This is a genomic window from Zeimonas arvi (assembly GCF_008039575.1).
GTDB lineage: Bacteria > Pseudomonadota > Gammaproteobacteria > Burkholderiales > Burkholderiaceae_E > Zeimonas > Zeimonas arvi.
In genome coordinates this window covers 898,990-915,848 of record NZ_VDUY01000001.1, presented here as the reverse complement: position 1 = coordinate 915,848, position 16,859 = coordinate 898,990, and the positions used below count along the sequence as shown (strand labels likewise).

Sequence of the window (16,859 nt, the reverse complement as noted above, 5' to 3'; positions counted from 1 at the left end):
GCGCGGACGATGCTCGCGCGCTTCAACCTCATGCTCGCCTTCCTGCTCGTGATCTGCGCGCTCGGCCTGGTGACGTCCCAGCATCGGGCCCGCAAGCTCTTCATCGACCTCGAGCGCGCGCAGACCCACGCCGTCGAGCACGAGGTGCGCTGGGACCAGCTGCAGGTCGAGCAGACCGAGCTCGCCAAGGCCTCGCTGATCGACGAGCGCGCCCGCCGGGAGCTCGGCATGCAGGCGGTGCCGGCCGACCGCACGCTGCACCTGAGCGTCGATCCGGTCACCCGCTCGGTGAGCCTGAGCCAGCCCTGGATCGAGCGGCCGTCCGGCGCGCGCCTGTCCGGCGTGCGGGCGGCTGCGACCGGCCCGCGCAAGCCGGACAACGCGAGCGGCACGCGGCGCGCTTCCCCCGCCGGCGCCCCGCGCGCGGCCCCGACCGGTGCGCCGCCGGCCAAGGGAGTGCGGCAATGACCCGCAAGCGCGGCCGTCACGTGCCCTTCGCCGCCCATCCGCTGCTGCGGGTGCGGCTGCCGGCCTACCGCTCCCAGGTCCTGATGTTCTTCGTGGCGATCGGCTTCGTCGCGCTGGCCGCCCGCGCCGTCTGGCTCCAGGTGTTCACCCAGGACTTCCTGCAGCGCCAGGGCGAGTCGCGCTACGCGCGCACGCTCGAGCTGCCGGCTTCGCGCGGCAAGATCTTCGACCGCAACGGCATCGTGCTCGCGTCGAGCCTGCCCGCCCGGGCGGTCTGGGCGTCGCCCGAGGACGTCGACGCCACGCCGGCGCAGATCGCGCAGCTGGCGAAACTGCTCCAGATGAAGGAGCCCGACCTGCGCAAGCGGCTGGCCGACAACGACCGGACTTTCGTCTACCTGCGCCGCCAGGTCGAGCCCGACATCGCGCAGAAGATCGCCGCGCTCGGCATTCCGGGCATCCACCAGCAGCGCGAGTACAAGCGGCACTATCCCGAGGGCGAGACGATCGCGCACGTGGTCGGCTTCACCAACGTCGAGGACATCGGGCAGGAGGGCGTCGAGCTGGCCAAGAACTCGGTGCTCGCCGGCGAGCCCGGCAGCCGTCGCGTGATCCGCGACCGGCTCGGGCGGATCATCGAGGACGTGGGCGCGACCCGCGAGCCCCACCATGGCAGCGACCTCGCGCTCTCGATCGATTCGAAGATCCAGTTCCTCGCCTTCGACGCGGTGCGCGACGCGGTGCAGGAGCACAAGGCCAAGGCCGGCGCCGCGGTCGTGATCGACGTCAAGACCGGCGAGGTGCTCGCGCTGGCCAACTGGCCGACCTACGACCCGAACCGGCGCGACAAGCTCACCGGCGCGCAGCTTCGCAATCGCGTCCTGACCGACACCTTCGAGCCCGGCTCGACGATGAAGCCCTTCACCGCCGCCCTGGCGCTCGAGCTGGGCCGGGTGCGGCCGGAAACGGTGATCGACACCGCGCCGGGGCGCATGCGCATCGGGTCGAACACCATCGGCGATGCCCACCCGCACGGCCTGCTCACCGTCGAGGAGGTCATCCAGAAGTCCTCGAACGTCGGCACCGCGAAGATGGCGCTCGACATGCCGGCGCAGAAGATGTGGGAGTTCTACGCGGCGCTGGGCTTCGGCCAGGCGCCCCGCCTGGGCTTCCCCGGCGCGGTGGCCGGCAGGGTGCGTCCGTACCGCAGCTGGAAGCCGATCGAGCAGGCCACGATGTCCTACGGCCACGGCATGTCGGTCTCGCTGCTGCAACTGGCGCGCGCCTACAGCGTGTTCGCGCGCGACGGCGAGCTGGTGCCGCTCTCGATGTTCCGGGCCGATGGCCGGGTGCAGGGCGAGCAGGTGATCAAGCCGCAGACCGCGCGGGCGGTCCGCAGGATGCTCGAGCTCGCCGCCGGCCCCGGGGGCACCGCGCCGCGCGCGCAGATCGCCGGCTACCGGGTGGCCGGCAAGACCGGCACCGCGCACAAGCAGGAAGGCGGCCGGTACGTGAAGAAGTACATCTCGTCGTTCGTCGGCTTCGCGCCGGTCTCGGATCCCAGGGTGGTCGTGGCGGTCATGCTCGACGAGCCCTCGGCCGGCAAGTATTACGGCGGCGTCGTTGCCGCGCCCATCTTCGCGCGGATCACCGGCGACTCGCTGCGCGCGCTCAGGATTCCGCCCGATGCCCCGCTCGCCCAGGTCGTGCTGCCTGCCGAGCCCGTGAAGGAGAGCATGTGACCGATCCGCGCCAGGACAGCGATCCGCTGGTGCATTCCCTCGTCGCATGGCTGCGCGGTGTCGTCGCGCCGGGCGCCCATCTGGTCGCCGACAGCCGGGCTGTCCGGCCGGGCGACGTGTTCGTCGCGTTGCCCGGGCGGCGCAGCGACGGCCGCCGCCACATCGGCGACGCGGTCGCGGCCGGCGCCGCGGCGGTGGTGTGCGAGGCCGGCGGCGAAGCGCCGGCCTGCAGTGTCCCGATCCGCGAGGTCGAGGGGCTGGTCCGCTGCGTCGGCCTGCTGGCCGCGGCCTGGTACGGCGACCCGTCCTCGAAGCTGGTGGTGGTCGCGGTCACCGGCACCAACGGCAAGACCAGCTGCACCCAGTGGATCGCCCGCGGCCTGGCCGAGTCCGGCCGCAAGTCGGCCGTCATCGGCACGCTGGGCAGCGGCATCGTCGAGCCCGGCCGCGAGGGCGTGACGCTCGCCTCCTTCGGCCTCACCACGCCCGACGCGATCTCGCTCCAGCGCATGCTCGCCGCTTTCGTCGAGGCCGGCGTCGAAGTCGTGGCCATGGAGGTCTCGTCGATCGGGATCGACCAGGGCCGCATCGACGGGCTGACGGTGCACACCGCGGTCTTCACGAACTTCTCCCGCGATCACCTCGACTACCACGGCGACGAGCGCGCCTACCTCGGCGCCAAGCTGCGGCTGTTCGCGTGGCCGGGGCTTCGCATGGCGATCATCAATGGCGACGATCCGATCGCGCCGGTCGTCATCGATACCGTGCCCGAGGGGGTGCCCACGATCGCCTTCGGCCAGCTGCCCGGCGAACACGGCTGGCGGGCGCGCAAGAAGCTGTCCGCCTGGCAGATCGCCGAGGGCACCAGCAGCATGGCGGTCTCGATCGGCGGCGACTTCGGGCGCGCGCAGATCGAGTTCGGTGTGCTGGGGCGATTCAACGTGGTGAACGCCACCGCGGTCGCGGCGACATGGATCTCGCTCGGCATGCCCTTCGACGAGGCCATGTCGATGCTGCGCACGCTGCGGCCGATCCCCGGCCGGATGCAGCGCCTCGAGGCCGCCGGCTCGCCGCTGGTGGTGGTCGACTACGCGCACACTCCGGACGCGCTGATGAGCGTGCTGCAGGCGCTGCGCCCGGTGGCGACCGCCCGCGGCGGATTCCTGTGGTGCGTGTTCGGCGCCGGCGGCGACCGCGACGCCGGCAAGCGCCCGTTGATGGGCCTGGTCGCCGAGCGTCACGCCGATCGCGTGGTGATCACCAGCGACAACCCGCGCAGCGAGACGCCCTTCAGGATCGCGTCCGACATCCGGGCGGGGCTGACCCGCGAGCCCTGGCTCACCGAGCTCGACCGGCGCGAGGCGATCGCGCGCACGCTGCGGATCGCCGCGCCGGCCGACGTCGTCCTGGTCGCCGGAAAGGGTCACGAGGACTACCAGGAGATCCAGGGCGTGCGTCATCCCTACTCGGATGTCGACACGGTGTGCGAGTTGCTCGGGCTCGCGCAGCCGGCCGAGGAGCGCAGCGATGTTTGACCTGCGCCAGGCACTGGACTGGCTGTCGGCCGGCAGGCTGATCGGCGACCCGGCCGTGAAGGTGGCGGGTGTCTGCACCGACACCCGCGCGCTGGCGCCGGGGCGACTCTTCGTGGCCTTGCGCGGCGAGCGCTTCGACGCGCACGATTTCCTGGCCGGCGCGCGCGCGAAGGGCGCGGCCGCCGTGCTCTTCGAGCGCTGGGTCGAGGGCATACCGCTGCCGGCGCTGTGGGTGCCGGACAGCCGGCGCGCGCTCGGCGAGCTTGCCGCGGGCTGGCGGCGGCGCTTCGAGCTGCCGCTGATCGCGGTGACCGGCAGCAACGGCAAGACGACCGTCAAGGAGATGGTCGCGGCGATCCTCGCCGAGGCCTTCGGCGAGAAGGCCCGGCTCTCGACCCGCGGCAACCTGAACAACGACGTCGGCGTGCCGCTCACCCTGTTCAACCTGACCGGGGCCCACAGGGCGGCGGTGATCGAACTGGGCATGAACCGCCCGGGCGAGATCGCCTGGCTCTCGGAGATCGCCGCGCCCACGATCGCCTTGGTCAACAACGCCCAGCGCGAGCACCAGGAGTTCATGCGCAGCGTCGAGGCGACCGCGATCGAGAACGGGCAGTCCATCGCGGCGTTGCCTGCGGACGGCGTCGCGGTGTTTCCCGGCGACGACCCGCACACCCCGATCTGGCGCTCGCTCGCCGGCGCGCGCCACTGTTTCGAGTTCGGCCTGCGCGCCGACCCCGCCGATCACTCGCGCTTCACCGTGTCGGCCGAGGCCGGCGCGCGGCCCGACGGGTTCACGATCGCCATCGCGGGCCAGGCGCATCCGGTGCGGCTCTCGATCGACGGCGCGCACAACGTCCGCAATGCGCTGGCCGCCGCGGCCTGCGCGCTCGCGGCGGGCGCCGGCGCCGACGCCATCGTGCGCGGGCTCGAGCGCTTCCGCCCGGCGGTGGGCCGGCTTGCGCGCCTGCGCGCGGCCTCGGGCGCCACGCTGATCGACGACAGCTACAACGCCAACCCCGATTCGGTGCGCGCCGCGATCGACGTTCTGGCTTCTCTGCCCGCGCCCCGCGTGCTGGTGCTCGGAGACATGGGCGAGGTCGGCGACGAGGGGCCGCGCTATCACCGCGAGGTCGGCGACTACGCGCGCGAGCGCGGCATCGACCGCGTGCTCGCGCTCGGCGGGGCCACCCGCGAGACCGTCGCGGCCTGCGGCCCGGCGGCCGAGCACTTCGACGACGTCGACGCCCTGATCGAGCGGGCGCGCGGGCTGGCGCTGCCGCCGGCCACGCTGCTGGTCAAGGGTTCGCGCTTCATGCGGATGGAACGCGTCGTCGCGGCGCTGGCCGGCGCGGCGCAGGCGGAGGCTCACTGATGCTGCTCGCGCTCACCCAGTGGCTCGCCCAGGACGTCCGCGCCTTCTCGGTCTTCGGCTACATCACGCTGCGCGCGGTGCTCGCCGCGCTGACCGCGCTGGCGATCGGCCTGATGTTCGGCCCCTCGCTGATCCGCAAGCTCACCGAGCTGAAGATCGGGCAGGCGGTGCGCACCGACGGGCCGCAGACGCACCTGACCAAGTCGGGCACGCCGACCATGGGCGGCGCGCTGATCCTGATCTCGATCGCCTCGGCCACGCTGCTGTGGGCGGATCTGGGCAACCGCTTCGTCTGGATCGTGCTGATCGTCACGCTGGGCTTCGGTTGGATCGGCTGGATCGACGATTACCGCAAGGTCGTGCACCGCGACCCCAAGGGCATGTCGGCAAAGGAGAAGTACTTCTGGCAGTCGGCGATCGGCCTGGGCGCCGCGATCGCGCTGGCCTTCGCGGTGCCGGCGCAGACCAACGCGCAGGCCTGGTCGCTGTTCGTGGACTGGGTGTCCAGCGGCTTCACCGCCAGCCTGCCGCCGCAGGCCGACCTGATCGTGCCCTTCTTCAAGAACGTCGCCTATCCGCTCGGCGTGGTCGGCTTCATCGTGCTGACCTACCTGGTGATCGTGGGCACCAGCAACGCGGTGAACCTGACCGACGGCGCCGACGGCCTCGCGATCATGCCCTCGGTGCTGGTCGGTTCGGCGCTCGGCGTGTTCGCCTACGTGACCGGCAACGCGGTCTTCGCCAAGTACCTGCTGATCCCGTTCATTCCCGGCGCGGGGGAGCTGACCGTGTTCTGCGCGGCGATCGCCGGCGCGGGCCTCGCCTTCCTCTGGTACAACGCCTATCCCGCGCAGGTCTTCATGGGCGACGTGGGCGCGCTCGCGCTGGGCGGCGCGCTGGGCACGGTGGCGGTCATCGCGCGCCAGGAGATCGTGCTCTTCATCATGGGCGGCGTGTTCGTGGTCGAGACGCTGTCGGTGATGCTGCAGGTCGGCTACTTCAAGTACACCAAGCGCCGCTACGGGGAGGGTCGCCGCATCTTCCGGATGGCGCCGCTGCATCACCACTTCGAGGTCGGCGGCGTGAAGGAGAGCCAGGTCGTCGTGCGCTTCTGGATCGTCACGATGATGCTCGTGCTGTTCGGCCTGTCCACGCTCAAGCTGCGGTGACCGAACGATGAGCGCCCCCATCCTCCAGACCGGCCAGGCCTCGCAGCTCAGGCTCTTCGACCTGGCCGGCCGGCGCGTGCTGGTCCTCGGTCTGGGCGACTCCGGCCTGGCGATGGCCCGCTGGGCCGCGGCACGCGGCGCCGTGCTGCGGGTGGCGGACACCCGCGCCGGCGACCCCTCGCGCCTGCCGCGCCTGGCCGACCTGCGCGAGGCGGCGGGCGACGTCGAGGTGCGCGGCGGCGAGTTCGACGCGGCCTGGCTCGACGGCGTGGACCTGGTGGCCTGGAGCCCGGGCCTGTCGATCGAGGCCGGCCCCTCGGCCGCGTTCCACTCGGCCGCCCGATCGCGAGGCATCGCGGTGGCGGGCGAGCTGGAGCTGTTCGCGCAGGCGCTCGCCGAGCTGCGCGAGGGCGGCTATGCGCCGAAGGTCGTCGCGGTCACCGGCACCAACGGCAAGACCACCACCACCGCGCTGGCGGCTCACCTGTGCGCCTCGGCGGGCCTGTCGGTCCGCTCGGCCGGGAACATCCGCCCGCCGATGCTCGATGCCCTGCGCGAGGCGATCGCGGCCCAGGACCTGCCGCAGGTCTGGGTGCTGGAGCTCTCGAGCTTCCAGCTGGCGCTGGCCGACAGCTTCGCGCCCGACGCCGCCGCGATCCTGAACCTCAGCGAGGACCATCTCGACTGGCACGCGTCGATGGCCAGCTACGCCGCGGCCAAGAAGCGCATCTACGCGCCCGGCGCGGTGGCGGTCTTCAATCGCGGCGATGCGGCCACCGCGATCGAGCGCGAGCCGCGCGCCGGTTTCGGCGCCGACGCGCCCGCGGCGGCCGGCGACTTCGGGCTGGTGCGCGAGGGTCCCCTGGTCTGGCTGGCGCAGGCGGTCGCGGCCGAGGAGGCCCCGGGCGGACGCCGCCGCCGCGAGCCGGTGCCGGTGATGCTCCGCAAGCTGATGCCGGCCGACGCGCTGCGCATCCGGGGCCTGCACAACCAGCTCAACGCGCTCGCCGCGCTCGCGCTGTGCAGCGCGATCGGCGTGCCGATGGCGAAGATGCTGCATGGCCTGCGCGCCTATGAGGGCGAGCCCCACCGCTGCCAGCTCATCGCGGTCGTCGACGACGTCGAGTACTACGACGACAGCAAGGGCACCAACGTGGGCGCCACCGTGGCGGCCCTCGAGGGGCTCGGCAAGCGCTGCCGGTTGATCGCCGGCGGCGACGGCAAGGGCCAGGACTTCGCGCCCCTGGCGCCGGCGGTCGCGCGACACGCGGCCGGCGTCTGGCTGATCGGGCGCGACGCCCCGCGGCTGCGCGAGGCGCTCGCCGGCACCGGCGTTCCGATGACGGACTGCCCGGACCTGCCGTCGGCGGTCCGCGCGGCGGCCGAGGGCGCGCGCGCCGGCGACGCGGTGCTGCTCTCGCCGGCCTGCGCCAGCCTGGACATGTTCCGCGACTACGCGCACCGCGCCGAGGTCTTCGCACAGGCGGTGGCCGATCTCGCGGCGGACCGCGGCAATCCCGTGGAGGCCGCATGCTGAGCAGCCTTCGCCTGCGCTCGCCGGTCCGCGGCACCGCGCCTCGCCCGAGCGCCCGGCTGGCCTCGGCCGCGCCCGGCGTCGACGTGGCGATGCTCTGGGTGGTCGGGGCGCTGCTGATCACCGGCCTGGTCATGGTGTATTCGGCCTCGATCGCGCTGCCCGACTCGCCGCGCTTCGCACGCTACGCGCCCACCCACTTCCTGCTGCGCCACACGCTGGCCATCTGCGTGGGTCTGCTGGCGGCCGTGGTCGCGTTCTCGGTGCCGATGAACCGCTGGCAGTCGTGGTCCAAGTGGCTGTTCCTGCTGGGCCTGGTGCTGCTGGTGATCGTGCTGATCCCGGGCGTGGGCAAGGTCGTCTACGGCGCGCGGCGCTGGCTCTCGCTGTACGTGTTCAACCTGCAGCCCTCCGAGCTGATGAAGCTGTTCGTGGTGCTCTACGCGGCCGACTACACGGTGCGCAAGCAGGACCACATGCAGACCTTCAAGAAGGGCTTCCTGCCGATGGGCGTGGCGGTCGCCCTGGTCGGCCTGCTGCTGCTGCTCGAGCCGGACATGGGCGCCTTCGTCGTCATCGCCGGCATCGCGATGGGCGTGCTGTTCCTGGGCGGCGTCAGCGGCCGGCTGTTCGCCGGGCTGGTGGTGATCGCCGGCGGCACCTTCGCGGCGCTGATCGCGCTGTCGCCCTGGCGGCGCGAGCGCATCTTCGCCTACCTCGATCCCTTCGACGAGGCCAATGCGCTGGGCAAGGGCTACCAGCTGTCGCATTCGCTGATCGCCTTCGGCCGCGGCGAGTTCTTCGGCGTGGGCCTGGGCGGGTCGGTCGAGAAGCTGCACTACCTGCCCGAGGCGCACACCGACTTCCTGCTGGCGGTGATCGGCGAGGAGCTGGGCCTGGTCGGCGTGATGGCGATCATCGTGGCCTTCTTCTGGCTGACGCGCCGCGCCTTCGAGATCGGCCGCCAGGCGATCAAGCTCGACCGCGTCTATGCCGGCATGGTCGCCAAGGGGATCGGCCTGTGGATCGGCTTCCAGGCCTTCATCAACATGGGCGTGAACACCGGCCTGCTGCCGACCAAGGGCCTCACGCTGCCGCTGATGAGCTACGGCGGCACCGGCATCCTGGTCAACCTGACCGCGATCGCGATCGTGCTTCGCGTGGATTTCGAAAACAGGAAACTCATGCGGGGTGCCGCATGAGTTTCCTGTTTCGGCGCAGGCTGACTTCGCGCAGCAAAGTCAAGCGGGCGAATGCGAGCGGCCGGAGCCAAAACGTTCGTCCGATGCGGGGTGCCGCATGACTGCCGCCCCGATGACCCGCACCATCATGATCATGGCCGGCGGCACCGGCGGTCACGTGATGCCCGGCCTGGCGGTGGCCGAGGAGATGCGCGCGCGCAGCTGGAACGTGGTCTGGCTCGGCAATCCGGCCGGCATGGAAGCGCGGCTGGTGCCCAGGCACGGGATCGCGATGCAGCCGGTCGAGATCGGCGGCGTGCGCGGCAAGGGCCTCCTCGCCCGGCTGATGCTGCCCGCGATGCTCGCGCGCGCGTTCTGGCAGAGCCTGCGCGCGCTGCGCGCCACCCGGCCCTCGGTCGTCCTCGGCATGGGCGGCTACGTGGCCTTCCCGGGCGGCGTGATGGCGCGGCTGACCGGCCGGCCGCTGGTGGTCCACGAGCAGAACTCGGTGGCCGGCCTCACCAATCGCCTGCTCGCCAGGCTCGCGAACCGGGTGCTCGAGGCCTTCCCCGGCGCGCTGCCGGGCGCGCTGGCCTGCGGCAATCCGGTTCGCGGCGATCTTGCGCGGCTGCCGGATCCGGCGCAGCGCTACGGCGCGCGCAGCGGCGCGCTGCGCCTGCTGGTGGTCGGCGGCAGCCTCGGCGCGCAGGTGCTCAACGAGGTCGTGCCGGCCGCGCTCGCCGCGCTGCCGGCCGAGGCGCGGCCGCGGGTGACGCACCAGACCGGCCGCGGGCGTCGCGACGAGGTCGAGCGTCGCTACCGGGAATCGGGGCTCGACGCACAGGTCGTGGAGTTCATCGACGACATGGCCGGCGCCTACGCCGAGGCCGACCTGCTGGTCTGCCGGGCCGGCGCGATGACCGTTTCCGAGATCGCCGCGGCGGGCGTGGCCAGCATCCTGGTGCCCTTCCCGCATGCGGTCGACGATCACCAGACCGGCAACGCCCGCTTCCTGTCGGAGCAGGGCGCCGCCCGCCTGCTGCCGCAGGCGGGGTTCGACGCGGCGCGCCTGGCCGGCCTGATCGCCGAGCTCGATCGGGGCGCCTGCGCGGCGATGGCGGCGCGCGCCCGGGCGCTGGCGCGCCCCGACGCCGCGGCCGCGGTGGCCGACGTCTGCGAACAGGTGGCAGCCGACACATGAAGCACAAGGTCAAGCACATCCATTTCGTGGGCATCGGCGGGGCCGGCATGAGCGGCATCGCCGAGGTGTTGCTGAACCTCGGCTACCGGATCAGCGGCTCCGACGTCGCCGACAGCGCCACGACCCGCAGGCTCGAGGCGCTCGGCGCGAGCGTGGCGATCGGTCACGCGGCGGCCAACATCGACGGCGCCGACTGCGTGGTCACCTCCACCGCGGTGCGTGGCGACAATCCCGAAGTGATCGCGGCCCGCGGCCGGCGCGTGCCGGTCGTGCCGCGCGCGCTGATGCTCGCAGAGCTGATGAAGCTCAAGCAGGGCATCGCGATCGCCGGCACCCACGGCAAGACCACCACCACCAGCCTGGTGGCCTCGGTGCTCGCCGCCGGCGGGCTCGACCCGACCTTCGTGATCGGCGGGCGCCTGGTCAGCGCGGGCGCCAATGCGCGGCTGGGCACCGGCGAGTACATCGTGGTGGAGGCCGACGAATCCGACGCCTCCTTCCTGAACCTGTCGCCCATGGTCGCGGTGATCACCAACATCGACGCCGACCACATGGAGACCTACGGGCACGACTTCGCGCGGCTCAAGCAGGCCTTCGTGGAGTTCACCCAGCGCCTGCCCTTCTACGGCGCGGCCGTGCTGTGCATCGACGACCCGGTGGTGCGCGAGATCCTGCCCTTCGTGTCCAAGCCGGTGCTGAGCTACGGCCTGTCCGAAGGCGCGCGCTTCCGCGCCGCCGACGTGCGGCCCGATGCCGGGCGGATGCGCTTCACGCTGCTGCGCGAGGACGCCGACCCGCTGCCGGTCGTGCTGAACCTGCCCGGCGAGCACAACGTGCGCAATGCGCTGGCCGCGATCGCGGTGGCCGACGAGCTCGGCATCCCCGACGACGCGATCGTCTCGGCGCTGGCCGAGTTCCACGGCGTGGGCCGCCGCTTCCAGCGCTGGGGCGAGTTCGCCGCCAGCGGCGGCGGGCGCTTCACGGTGGTCGACGACTACGGCCACCACCCCGCGGAGATGGACGCCACGCTCGCGGCCGCGCGCGGCGCCTTCCCCGGCCGGCGGATCGTGCTCGCCTTCCAGCCGCATCGCTACACCCGCACCCGCGACCTGTTCGAGGACTTCGTCCGCGTGCTGTCCACGGTGGATCTCCTGCTGCTGGCCGAGGTGTACCCGGCCGGCGAGGCCCCGATCGTGGCCGCCGACGGCCGCGCGCTGACCCGGGCGATCCGGGTGGGCGGGCGCGTGGAGCCGGTGTTCGTCGAGGACATCTCGGACATGCCCGGGACCATCCTCGAAGTGGCGCGCGACGGCGACGTCGTCGTGACGATGGGCGCCGGCTCGATCGGCTCGGTGCCGGCCCGCCTGAAGGAAATCGCCGAGCAGGGAGGAGGCCAGTGAGCGACGATTCCAGGACCGTGGACCCGGCCGCGATGGGCCGCGTGGCCGTGCTGTTCGGCGGCCGCTCCGCCGAGCGGGAAGTCTCGCTGATGTCGGGCGCCGGCGTGCTCGAGGCCTTGCGCCGGCGGGGCGTCGATGCGCATCCCTTCGACCCGGCGGAGCGCCCGCTCGACGACCTTCGCCGCGAGGGCTTCGATCGCGCCTTCATCGCGCTGCACGGCCGCTACGGCGAGGACGGCACGGTGCAGGGCGCGCTCGAACTGCTCGGCATCCCGTACACCGGCAGCGGCGTGATGGCCTCCGCGATCGCGATGGACAAGGTCTTCACGAAGCGGATCTGGATCACCCACGGCCTGGCCACGCCCGGTTTCGCGGTCGCGCGCAGCGCCGCCGACGTGGCCGGGGCCGCGGCGCGATTCGGCCTGCCGCTGGCGGTCAAGCCCTCGCGCGAGGGGTCGACGATCGGCTTCACCAAGCTGACCTCGGCCGACCAGGCCGCGGTGGCCTGGGAGATCGCCCGCCGGCACGACGACGAAGTGCTGTGCGAGGAGTTCGTCGCGGGGCGCGAGCTCACCGTGGCCATCCTGGGCTCGGGCGCGCAGGCGCGAGCGCTGCCCATCATCGAGATCGTGGCGCCCGCGGGCAACTACGACTACCAGAACAAGTACTTCCGCGACGACACCCGCTACGTCTGCCCGGCCGAGCTGCCCGCGCCGCTGGCCGCGCGCATCGCCGCGCAGGCGCTCGACGCCTACCGAGCGCTGAACTGCGAGGGCTGGGGCCGGGTCGACGTGATGCTGCGCAAAGCCGACGCCGAGCCCTTCCTGCTCGAGGTCAACACCTCGCCGGGGATGACCGGGCATTCGCTCGTGCCGATGGCGGCGCGCGCCGTCGGCATGAGCTACGAGGACCTGTGCCTGTCCATCCTGGCCGGCGCGTCGCTCAAGATCGGAGGCGCACGGTGAATCCCTGGCACGACGCCCGCCTGCTGAACATGCTCGCGAACCTGTTGTTCGCGTGCGTGCTCGCGGCCTGCGCCGGACTGGCGATGTGGTGGGTCTCCCAGCGGCCGGTCTTCACGCTGCGTGCGGTCGAGGTCGAGCCGCGCCCGGGCGACGCGCTTCGCCACGTGTCCGACGCGGTGCTGCGCACCACCGTCGTGAAGGGCGTGCGCGGCAACTTCTTCGCGACGCCGCTGGCCGAGGTGCGCGCGGTCTTCGAGACGGTTCCCTGGGTGCGCAAGGCAAGCGTCCGGCGCGTCTTCCCCGACGGCCTGATGGTGGAAATCGAAGAGCATCGCCCGCTCGCGCTGTGGGGCGACGGCCGACTGGTGAACACCTTCGGCGAGCTGTTCTCGGCCAACCTCGGCGAGGCCGAGGAAGCCGGTCCGCTGCCGCACTTCTCGGGCCCGCCGGGCACCGAGGTGCAGGTGGCGCGCCGCTTCGCCGAGTTGCGCCAGGTGGTCGCGCCGCTGGGCGCGGAGCCGGTGGCCCTGGCCCTCTCGGAGCGCCACGCCTGGACGCTGAAGCTCGCCGACGGCACCACGCTGCTGCTGGGCCGCGAGCAGGGCATGCCGATCGACAAGCGGCTCGCGCGCTGGGTGGAGACCTATCCGCAGGTGATGGCCGAGCTGAACCGGCGCGCGGAGGTGATCGACCTGCGCTACCCGAACGGCTTCGCGATCCGCTCGCTGGCCATGCTCGAGGGCGAGGGGGGCGGCGAAGGCGGGGAAGGCGCGGGCGCCTCGCAGGGCCGGCAGGCCGCGCGCGAGCCCGCGCGGGGCCAGGGCAAGACACAGGAGCGGCCGCGATGAGCCGGCTCGCAGGACGGGCGACGCGCGGTCGCGGGGCGGCGCCGGAGGGCAGCGAAGGAGCGCCGCGCGGCGGCGGGGGAAACGAGCGGATGAACGCAGGGAAGAGGACGGGGATGAACGCAGCCGGGGCCGCAGCATGACGAGAGACGCGAAGGACCTGATCGTCGGGCTGGACATCGGCACGTCGAAGATCGTGGCGATCGTGGCCGAGATGCGCGGCGACGGCCACTACGAGATCGTCGGCCTGGGCCAGCACGACTCGAAGGGCCTGAAGAAGGGCGTGGTGGTCAACATCGAGAGCACGGTCGCCTCGATCCAGCGCGCGCTCGAGGAAGCCGAGCTGATGGCCGACTGCAAGATCCGCACGGTCTACACCGGGATCGCGGGCAGCCACATCCGCTCGTTCAACTCGAGCGGGATGGTGGCGATCAAGGACAAGGAGGTCACCGAGGCCGACATGGCCCGGGTGATCGAGACCGCCAAGGCGGTGAACATCCCCACCGACCAGCAGATCCTGCACGTGCTGCCGCAGGAATTCATCATCGACGGCCAGGAGGACATCCGCGAGCCGATCGGCATGAGCGGCGTGCGCCTGGAGGTCAAGGTCCACATCGTGACCGGCGCGGTGTCGGCCGCGCAGAACATCGTCAAGTGCGTGCGCCGCTGCGGTCTCGAGGTGCAGGACCTGATCCTGCAGCCGCTGGCCTCCAGCATGTCGATCCTCACGCAGGACGAGAAGGAGCTCGGCGTGGCGCTGGTCGACATCGGCGGCGGCACGACCGACATCGCGATCTTCACCGGCGGCGCGATCCGTCACACGGCGGTGATCCCGATCGCCGGCGACCAGATCACCAACGACGTGGCCATGGCGCTGCGCACGCCCACGCCCGAGGCCGAGGAGATCAAGCTGCGCTCGGGCATCGCCAAGCAGGCGCTCGCCGATCCGAACGCGAAGATCGAGGTGCCCGGGCTCGGCGACCGCAGCCCGCGCACGCTGTCGCGCCAGGCGCTGGCCGCGGTGATCGAGCCGAGGGTCGAGGAGCTCTTCTCGCTGGTCCAGCAGGTGATCCGCGAGTCGGGCTACGAGGAGCTGCTGTCGTCGGGCGTGGTGATCACCGGCGGCACCAGCCTGCTGCCCGGCATGGTCGAGCTCGCCGAGGACATCTTCCTGAAGCCGGTCCGCATCGGCATGCCCGCCTACAGCGGCGGCCTGGCCGACGTGGTGCGCTCGCCGCGCTACTCGACCGCGGTAGGCCTGCTCGAGGAAGCCCGCATCCAGCGACTGCGCGGCCGCAAGGTGGCCGAGCAGTCCGGTTCGTTCAAGGAAACCCTGCGCCGCATGAAGGAGTGGTTCCTTGGGAATTTCTGACAATCCCGTTTTCACCCAACGGGGCGACATCGCGAGAGGGCTTGGCCGCGAGGCCGTGCCTGCGGGGGCGCGTGCCATCGATCGGCTCGCCTTCTCCGAACCGTCGCCCTTCCATCCTGGAGGCCAGTACGATGAGCTTTGAAATGATCGAAAACGAAGTGGAAGGCGCCGTGATCAAGGTGATCGGCGTCGGTGGCGCCGGCGGCAACGCGGTCAACCACATGATCAACCGCGGCGTGCAGGGCGTCGAGTTCATCGCGCTCAACACCGACAAGCAGGCCCTGCGCCGCTCGCTCGCCGAGCGCGCGATCCAGCTCGGCGAAATGGGCCTGGGCGCCGGCGCCCGGCCCGAAGCCGGCCGCGCCGCCGCCGACGCGATGCGCGACGAGATCCGCGCCGCGCTGCAGGGGGCCAACATGGTCTTCCTGACCGCCGGCATGGGCAAGGGCACCGGCACCGGCGCGTCGCCGATCGTCGCCGAGGTCGCCAAGGAGCTCGGCGTGCTGACCGTGGGCGTCGTCACCAAGCCCTTCGAGTTCGAGGGCGCGAAGAAGATGCAGATCGCCGAGCAGGGCATCGAGCAGCTGGTCGAGCACGTCGACTCGCTGATCGTCGTGCTGAACCAGAAGCTCTTCGAAGTCATGGACGACGACGCCAGCCTCGAGGACGCCTTCCGCCGCGCCGACGACGTGCTGCACAACGCGGTGGCCGGCATCGCCGAGATCATCAACATCCCGGGCCTGGTCAACGTCGACTTCGCCGACGTGCGCACGGTGATGGGCGAGCAGGGCAAGGCGATGATGGGCATCGGCGAAGCCGCCGGGCTGGACCGCGCCCGGATCGCGGCCGAGCAGGCCGTGGCCTCGCCGCTGCTCGATGGCGTGGACCTGCAGGGTGCGCGCGGCGTGATCGTGAACATCACCGCCAACCGCAGCCTGAAGCTGAAGGAGACCAACGACGTCATCAACACGATCAAGGCCTTCTGCGCCGACGACGCCACGATCATCCACGGCACCGTGTTCGACGAGAACATGGACGACCGCCTGCGCGTGACCGTGGTCGCCACCGGCATCGGCAAGCGCGCCGCCAAGCCGGTCCTGGTGCCGCAGTCGCAGTTGCGCACCGGCACCGACAACGCGGTGGCGCCGGGGATGAACTACGGCCAGCTCGACCAGCCCACGGTGTGGCGCAGCGGCCGCGCCTCGGCGGTGGCCCAGGTGCAGGCGCTCGAGGACAGCGGCGTCGAGCGCTTCGACATCCCGGCCTTCCTGCGCAAGCAGGCCGACTGATCGTCGGTCGCGCGGGCCGGGCAGCCGGTTCCCCCGCACCGGCGACCCGGCCCGCGCAGGAGCGGTACCGCACGCCCGCCCGGGGAGGCCTCCACGGGCGGGCGGCGGCGTCGGGCGTGCCGCCGCGCCGGCAGCCGCATCGCATGTCCCCTGCCCTGGCAGGGGCAAGCGGCACGACTGCCGGCACAGCGACGCGCAAAGACTTAAAATGAAGGGTTCCTTCAACCCTTCAACCCCGCCAAGGAGTTCCGTCATGACGATCAAGATCGGCGACAAGCTGCCGGAAGCCACGCTGCACGAGTACATCGAAGTCGAGGGCAACGGCTGCTCGATCGGTCCGAACGCGTTCAAGGTCTCGGACCTGGTGCGCGGCAAGAAGATCGTCGTCTTCGGCTTGCCGGGTGCGTACACCCCCACCTGCTCGGCGCAACACGTCCCGGGCTACCTGAAGCACTTCGACGCGCTCAAGGCGAAGGGCGTCGACGAGATCTGGTGCGTGTCGGTGAACGACGCCTTCGTGATGGGCGCCTGGGGCCGCGACCAGAAATGCGGCGGCAAGGTCCGCATGATGGCCGACGGCAGCGCCGAGTTCACGAAGGCCGTGGGCCTCGAGCTCGACCTCACCGCCCGCGGTCTCGGCCTGCGCTCGCAGCGCTACGCCATGCTCGTCGAGGACGGCGTGGTCAAGTCGCTCGACGTCGAGGCGCCGGGCAAGTTCGAGGTCTCCAGCGCCGAGGCGATGCTGGCGCGCGTCTGAGCCGCGCCCGCTTCCTCGACCCGTTC

The 16,859-nt window shown here is 71.8% G+C and carries 14 protein-coding genes; all 14 read left to right on the top strand.

Going from position 1 to position 16,859, the window contains the following annotated elements; all coding sequences use genetic code 11:
- The first annotated feature begins 9 nt into the window (after positions 1-9).
- The 14 genes from ftsL (at position 10) to FHP08_RS04165 (ending at position 16,833) form a co-directional block, all read left to right on the top strand.
- The gene (ftsL, locus tag FHP08_RS04230; RefSeq protein WP_147703030.1) at positions 10-468 is read left to right on the top strand and encodes a cell division protein FtsL; all 459 of its coding nucleotides are present in this window, start codon (positions 10-12) and stop codon (positions 466-468) included.
- Positions 465-2,210: a peptidoglycan D,D-transpeptidase FtsI family protein gene (locus tag FHP08_RS04225; protein WP_147703029.1), complete on the top strand. Its 1,746-nt coding sequence runs from the start codon at positions 465-467 to the stop codon at positions 2,208-2,210. The genes ftsL and FHP08_RS04225 overlap by 4 nt, the downstream gene beginning before the upstream one ends.
- The gene (locus FHP08_RS04220; protein WP_147703028.1) at positions 2,207-3,745 is read left to right on the top strand and encodes a UDP-N-acetylmuramoyl-L-alanyl-D-glutamate--2,6-diaminopimelate ligase; all 1,539 of its coding nucleotides are present in this window, start codon (positions 2,207-2,209) and stop codon (positions 3,743-3,745) included. The genes FHP08_RS04225 and FHP08_RS04220 overlap by 4 nt, the downstream gene beginning before the upstream one ends.
- Positions 3,738-5,120 carry a UDP-N-acetylmuramoyl-tripeptide--D-alanyl-D-alanine ligase gene (locus tag FHP08_RS04215; protein WP_147703027.1) on the top strand — a complete coding sequence of 461 codons (1,383 nt, stop codon included), beginning with the start codon at positions 3,738-3,740 and terminating at the stop codon, positions 5,118-5,120. Before FHP08_RS04220 ends, FHP08_RS04215 begins: the two co-directional genes overlap by 8 nt.
- Positions 5,120-6,289 (top strand): phospho-N-acetylmuramoyl-pentapeptide-transferase, encoded by a 1,170-nt coding sequence (gene mraY, locus FHP08_RS04210; RefSeq protein ID WP_147703026.1) that lies wholly within the window; start codon positions 5,120-5,122, stop codon positions 6,287-6,289. The genes FHP08_RS04215 and mraY overlap by 1 nt, the downstream gene beginning before the upstream one ends.
- Before the next feature lie 7 nt (positions 6,290-6,296).
- A complete protein-coding gene (gene murD, locus FHP08_RS04205) occupies positions 6,297-7,826 on the top strand; it encodes a UDP-N-acetylmuramoyl-L-alanine--D-glutamate ligase (protein WP_147703025.1) in 1,530 nt (509 codons plus the stop codon).
- Positions 7,820-9,025: a putative lipid II flippase FtsW gene (gene ftsW, locus FHP08_RS04200; protein ID WP_147703024.1), complete on the top strand. Its 1,206-nt coding sequence runs from the start codon at positions 7,820-7,822 to the stop codon at positions 9,023-9,025. The genes murD and ftsW overlap by 7 nt, the downstream gene beginning before the upstream one ends.
- 97 nt (positions 9,026-9,122) lie before the next feature.
- Positions 9,123-10,205, top strand: coding sequence for an undecaprenyldiphospho-muramoylpentapeptide beta-N-acetylglucosaminyltransferase (gene murG, locus FHP08_RS04195; RefSeq protein ID WP_147703023.1), 1,083 nt, complete (start codon positions 9,123-9,125; stop codon positions 10,203-10,205).
- Positions 10,202-11,605, top strand: a complete 1,404-nt coding sequence (murC, locus tag FHP08_RS04190; protein ID WP_147703022.1) for a UDP-N-acetylmuramate--L-alanine ligase — start codon at positions 10,202-10,204, stop codon at positions 11,603-11,605. The genes murG and murC overlap by 4 nt, the downstream gene beginning before the upstream one ends.
- Positions 11,602-12,570, top strand: a complete 969-nt coding sequence (locus FHP08_RS04185) for a D-alanine--D-alanine ligase (protein ID WP_407703964.1) — start codon at positions 11,602-11,604, stop codon at positions 12,568-12,570. The genes murC and FHP08_RS04185 overlap by 4 nt, the downstream gene beginning before the upstream one ends.
- On the top strand, positions 12,567-13,418 hold the full coding sequence (locus tag FHP08_RS04180; protein ID WP_147703021.1) for a cell division protein FtsQ/DivIB: 852 nt from the start codon (positions 12,567-12,569) through the stop codon (positions 13,416-13,418). Before FHP08_RS04185 ends, FHP08_RS04180 begins: the two co-directional genes overlap by 4 nt.
- A gap of 136 nt (positions 13,419-13,554) precedes the next feature.
- Entirely contained in the window at positions 13,555-14,787 is a 1,233-nt protein-coding gene (ftsA, locus tag FHP08_RS04175) for a cell division protein FtsA (RefSeq protein ID WP_147703020.1), read from the top strand.
- Positions 14,788-14,918: 131 nt separating this feature from the next.
- On the top strand, positions 14,919-16,076 hold the full coding sequence (gene ftsZ, locus FHP08_RS04170; protein ID WP_147703019.1) for a cell division protein FtsZ: 1,158 nt from the start codon (positions 14,919-14,921) through the stop codon (positions 16,074-16,076).
- Between the two features lie 253 nt (positions 16,077-16,329).
- Positions 16,330-16,833 carry a peroxiredoxin gene (locus FHP08_RS04165; RefSeq protein WP_147703018.1) on the top strand — a complete coding sequence of 168 codons (504 nt, stop codon included), beginning with the start codon at positions 16,330-16,332 and terminating at the stop codon, positions 16,831-16,833.
- Positions 16,834-16,859 lie beyond the last annotated feature (26 nt).

Excerpts from the sequence above, each read along its gene's own strand:
- FHP08_RS04215 (WP_147703027.1), top strand. The coding sequence starts at position 3,738 with ATGTTTGACCTGCGCCAGGCACTGGACTGGCTGTCGGCCGGCAGGCTG.
- murD (WP_147703025.1), top strand. The coding sequence starts at position 6,297 with ATGAGCGCCCCCATCCTCCAGACCGGCCAGGCCTCGCAGCTCAGGCTC.
- murG (WP_147703023.1), top strand. The coding sequence starts at position 9,123 with ATGACTGCCGCCCCGATGACCCGCACCATCATGATCATGGCCGGCGGC.
- ftsW (WP_147703024.1), top strand. The coding sequence starts at position 7,820 with ATGCTGAGCAGCCTTCGCCTGCGCTCGCCGGTCCGCGGCACCGCGCCT.
- ftsA (WP_147703020.1), top strand. The coding sequence starts at position 13,555 with ATGACGAGAGACGCGAAGGACCTGATCGTCGGGCTGGACATCGGCACG.
- murC (WP_147703022.1), top strand. The coding sequence starts at position 10,202 with ATGAAGCACAAGGTCAAGCACATCCATTTCGTGGGCATCGGCGGGGCC.
- FHP08_RS04165 (WP_147703018.1), top strand. The coding sequence starts at position 16,330 with ATGACGATCAAGATCGGCGACAAGCTGCCGGAAGCCACGCTGCACGAG.
- mraY (WP_147703026.1), top strand. The coding sequence starts at position 5,120 with ATGCTGCTCGCGCTCACCCAGTGGCTCGCCCAGGACGTCCGCGCCTTC.
- ftsZ (WP_147703019.1), top strand. The coding sequence starts at position 14,919 with ATGAGCTTTGAAATGATCGAAAACGAAGTGGAAGGCGCCGTGATCAAG.
- ftsL (WP_147703030.1), top strand. The coding sequence starts at position 10 with ATGCTCGCGCGCTTCAACCTCATGCTCGCCTTCCTGCTCGTGATCTGC.
- FHP08_RS04225 (WP_147703029.1), top strand. The coding sequence starts at position 465 with ATGACCCGCAAGCGCGGCCGTCACGTGCCCTTCGCCGCCCATCCGCTG.